Genomic DNA, 4216 nt, shown 5'->3' with positions numbered 1-4216 from the left:
CTCGGCACCAAGATCAACCTGGAGTTCGTCTCGGCCAACCCCACCGGACCGATACACATCGGCGGGACCCGGTGGGCCGCCGTCGGCGACGCCCTGGGTCGGCTGCTGTCCACGCAGGGGGCCGAAGTGGTGCGGGAGTACTACTTCAACGACCACGGCACGCAGATCGACCGGTTCGCCAAGTCGCTGATCGCCTCGGCGAAGGGGGAGCCGACGCCGGAGGACGGCTACGCGGGCGCCTACATCGCCGAGATCGCCCAGCAGGTGATCGCCAAGGCGCCCGACGTGCTGACCCAGCCCGCCGACCAGCAGTTGGAGACGTTCCGGGCCACGGGTGTCGACCTGATGTTCACCCACATCAAGAAGTCGTTGCACGACTTCGGCACCGACTTCGACATCTACACCCACGAAGACTCGATGCACACCTCGGGTCGGGTCGACCAGGCGATCGCCAAGCTGCGCGCGACCGGCAACATCTACGAGAAGGACGGCGCAACCTGGTTGCGCACCACGGAATTCGGTGACGACAAGGATCGCCCGGTCATCAAGAGCAACGGCCAGCCCGCCTACATCGCCGCGGACCTCGCCTACTACCTCGACAAGCGGCAGCGGGGCTTCGACCTGTGCATCTACATGCTCGGCGCCGACCACCACGGCTACATCGCGCGCCTCAAGGCCGCGGCCGCCGCCCTCGGCGACGATCCCGACACCGTCGAGGTGCTCATCGGCCAGATGGTCAACCTCGTCCGCGACGGTCAGCCGCTGCGGATGAGCAAGCGGGCGGGCACCGTCATCACCCTGGACGATCTGGTCGAGGCCATCGGCGTGGATGCGGCGCGCTACGTGCTGATCCGCAGTTCGGTGGACACCCCGATCGACATCGATCTCGCCCTGTGGTCGAGCGCGTCCAGCGAGAACCCCGTCTACTACGTGCAGTACGCGCACGCCCGCCTGTCGGCGTTGGCGCGCAGCGCAGCCGAGCTCGGCGTCATCGCAGGCACCGAGCATCTGGAGCTGCTCACCCACGACAGGGAGGGCACGTTGATGCGGACCATCGGCGAGTTCCCGAGGGTGCTGAAAACCGCTGCGTCCCTTCGGGAACCGCACCGCGTGTGCCGCTACCTGGAGGATCTGGCGGGCGATTACCACCGGTTCTACGACTCCTGCCGGGTACTTCCTCAGGGCGACGAGGAGCCCAGTGACCTGCACGCTGCGCGCCTCGCGCTCTGTCAGGCCACGCGTCAGGTCATCGCCAACGGGCTGCAGATCCTGGGCGTCAGCGCGCCGGAGCGCATGTGATGGCCCACCCCGCAGGCCCCCGCCACGCAGAGGATGCCCGTCACGGCAGCGCTCCCGCGCGCCCCGCGTCCGCCCGCGACATGCTCCACCTCGCTCCGAACGTGTGGCCGCGCAACGTCGTTCGCAACGTCGACGGCGTAGTGACGGTGGCAGGCGTACCGGTCACCGTGCTCGCCGAGCAGTACGGGACACCGCTGTTCGTCATCGACGAGGACGACTTCCGCTCCCGCTGCCGTGAGATCGCCTCGGCCTTCGGCGGCGGCGAGCACGTGCGCTACGCCGCAAAGGCGTTCCTGTGCACCGAGATCGCGCGCTGGATCGACGAGGAGGGGCTGGCGCTCGACGTGTGCAGCGGTGGCGAACTCGCCGTCGCACTGAACGCGAATTTTCCGCCGGAACGAATTGCGTTGCACGGCAACAACAAATCGGTAGCCGAGCTGGCGATGGCGGTCGAGGCACGGGTCGGGCACGTGGTGCTCGACTCCATGACCGAGATCGACCGCCTCGATGCCATCGCGGGCGAGGCCGACGTGGTGCAGGACGTGCTGGTGCGCGTCACCGTCGGCGTCGAGGCGCACACCCACGAGTTCATCTCCACCGCCCACGAAGACCAGAAGTTCGGGCTCTCGCTGGCCAGCGGGGCCGCGATGGAGGCGGTCCGGCGGGTGTTCGCGGCCGACCACCTGCGTCTCGTCGGCCTGCACAGCCACATCGGGTCACAGATCTTCGACGTGGCGGGCTTCGAGCTCGCCGCGCATCGCGTCATCGGGCTGCTGCGCGACGTCGTCGCCGAGTTCGGCGTCGAGAAGACCGCGCAGATGTCGATCGTGGATCTCGGGGGCGGTCTCGGCATCTCCTACCTGCCACAGGACGATCCACCGCCGATGGAAGACCTCGCGGCCAAGATCGGGGCAATCGTCCGCAACGAGTCGGCGGCCGTCGGCCTGCCCGAGCCCCAGCTGGTCGTCGAGCCGGGTCGGGCGATCGCCGGTCCTGGCACCGTCACCCTCTACGAGGTCGGCACGGTCAAAGACGTGGCCGTCGCGTCCGACAGGTACCGCCGATACGTCAGCATCGACGGTGGCATGAGTGACAACATCCGCACGTCGCTGTACGCCGCGGAGTACGACGCCCGCTTGGTGTCGCGCCTCAGCGACGGTGCGCCGACGTTGGCCCGCATCGTCGGAAAGCATTGCGAAAGCGGTGACATCGTCGTGCGCGACACCTGGGTGTCCGACGACGTCACGCCGGGTGATCTCATTGGAGTCGCCGCCACCGGCGCGTACTGCTATTCGATGTCGAGCCGATACAACTTGCTGGGCCGCCCCGCGGTGGTGGCGGTGCGCGACGGTGAGTCGCGCCTGATCCTGCGCCGCGAGACGGTAGAAGACCTTTTGAGCTTGGAGGTGGCCAACTGATGGTTGAGAACGAGAAGCCGGTCGGCGTTGCGGTATTGGGACTCGGCAATGTCGGCACCGAAGTGGTGCGCATCATTGGCCAGAGTGCGCCCGACCTGGCCGCCCGCATCGGTGCGCCGCTCGTGCTGCGCGGCATCGGGGTCCGACGAGTGAGCGCAGACCGCGGCGTGCCGATCGAACTGCTCACCGACGACGTCGACGCGCTGGTGTCTCGCGACGACGTGGACATCGTCGTCGAACTGATGGGGCCGGTCGAGCCGGCCCGCAAGGCGATCCTCGCCGCGCTGGAGCGCGGCAAGTCGGTGGTCACCGCCAACAAGGCGCTGATGGCCCAATCGACTGGCGAGCTGGCGCAGGCCGCGGAGAGCGCCCGCGCCGACCTGTATTTCGAGGCCGCCGTCGCGGGCGCGATCCCGGTGATCCGCCCGCTGACCCAGTCGCTGGCCGGTGACACCGTGCTTCGCGTGGCCGGAATCGTCAACGGCACCACCAACTACATCCTGTCCGCGATGGCCGAGACGGGAGCCGACTACGCGTCCGCGCTGGCCGACGCGAGCGCGCTCGGTTACGCCGAGGCCGACCCGACCGCCGACGTCGAGGGTTACGACGCGGCGGCCAAGGCGGCGATCCTCGCGTCGATTGCCTTCCACACCCGGGTCACCGCGGACGACGTCTACCGCGAGGGCATCACCAAGGTCAGCGCCGAGGACGTCGAATCCGCCAGGGCGCTCGGCTGCACCATCAAGTTGCTGGCGATTTGCGAGCGCATCGTCAACGAAGAAGGCCAGCAGCGTGTTTCGGCACGGGTGTATCCCGCGCTGGTGCCGCTGGAGCACCCTCTCGCCGCGGTCAACGGCGCGTTCAACGCGATCGTGGTGGAAGCCGAGGCGGCAGGCCGACTGATGTTCTACGGCCAGGGCGCCGGCGGCGCTCCGACCGCGTCCGCGGTCATGGGTGACCTGGTCATGGCCGCCCGCAACCGTGTGCAGGGCGGCCGCGGCCCCCGCGAATCCAAGTACGCGCAGCTTCCCATTGCGCCGATCGGGTTCATCCCGACGCGTTATTACGTCAACATGAGCGTGGCCGATCGGCCGGGTGTGTTGGCCGCGGTCTCGGCCGAGTTCGGCAAGCGCGAGGTCAGCATCGCCGAGGTGCGCCAGGAGGGCATGGTCGACAAGGGCGGTCAGCGCTGTGGGGCGCGCATCGTCGTCGTCACCCATCAGGCCACCGACGCCGCGCTCTCGGAAACGGTTGAGGCGCTTGCGGATCTCGACGTCGTAGAGGGCATCAACAGCGTGCTCCGACTGGAAGGGACCTCGGAATGAATACCTCGGTAGGGGCGAGCGAAGCGACGGGGAGGGTCACCGTGCACACGCCGTGGCCGGGGCTGATCGAGGCCTACCGCGACCGGCTTCCGGTCGGCGACGACTGGACTCCCATCACCCTGCTGGAGGGCGGCACGCCGCTGATCCACGCCAAGCGCATCTCCGAGCTCACCG

At 68.4% G+C, this 4216-nt stretch carries 3 protein-coding genes and 1 pseudogene; all 4 read left to right on the top strand.

Annotation, left to right across the window (positions count from 1 at the left end; all coding sequences use genetic code 11):
* On the top strand, positions 1-1299 hold a 1299-nt coding region (gene argS, locus ABW137_RS29085; protein WP_526405246.1), incomplete at its 5' end, for an arginine--tRNA ligase.
* A gap of 80 nt (positions 1300-1379) precedes the next feature.
* Positions 1380-2717, top strand: a complete 1338-nt coding sequence (gene lysA, locus ABW137_RS29080) for a diaminopimelate decarboxylase (protein WP_526405248.1) — start codon at positions 1380-1382, stop codon at positions 2715-2717.
* Entirely contained in the window at positions 2717-4042 is a 1326-nt protein-coding gene (locus tag ABW137_RS29075; RefSeq protein ID WP_526405244.1) for a homoserine dehydrogenase, read from the top strand. The genes lysA and ABW137_RS29075 overlap by 1 nt, the downstream gene beginning before the upstream one ends.
* A pseudogene (locus ABW137_RS29070) lies at positions 4039-4216 on the top strand (threonine synthase); the annotation flags it as partial. The gene ABW137_RS29075 and the pseudogene ABW137_RS29070, both read left to right, overlap by 4 nt.

The sequence above is a fragment of the Mycobacterium sp. genome (assembly GCF_040509115.1).
Classification (GTDB): Bacteria; Actinomycetota; Actinomycetes; order Mycobacteriales; family Mycobacteriaceae; genus Mycobacterium.
Note: the sequence above shows the minus strand (reverse complement) of the source record. Positions and strands in the feature narration are given on the sequence as shown.

Coding starts and splice junctions, on each gene's coding strand:
- lysA (WP_526405248.1), top strand. CDS start 1,380: ATGCTCCACCTCGCTCCGAACGTGTGGCCGCGCAACGTCGTTCGCAAC.
- ABW137_RS29075 (WP_526405244.1), top strand. CDS start 2,717: ATGGTTGAGAACGAGAAGCCGGTCGGCGTTGCGGTATTGGGACTCGGC.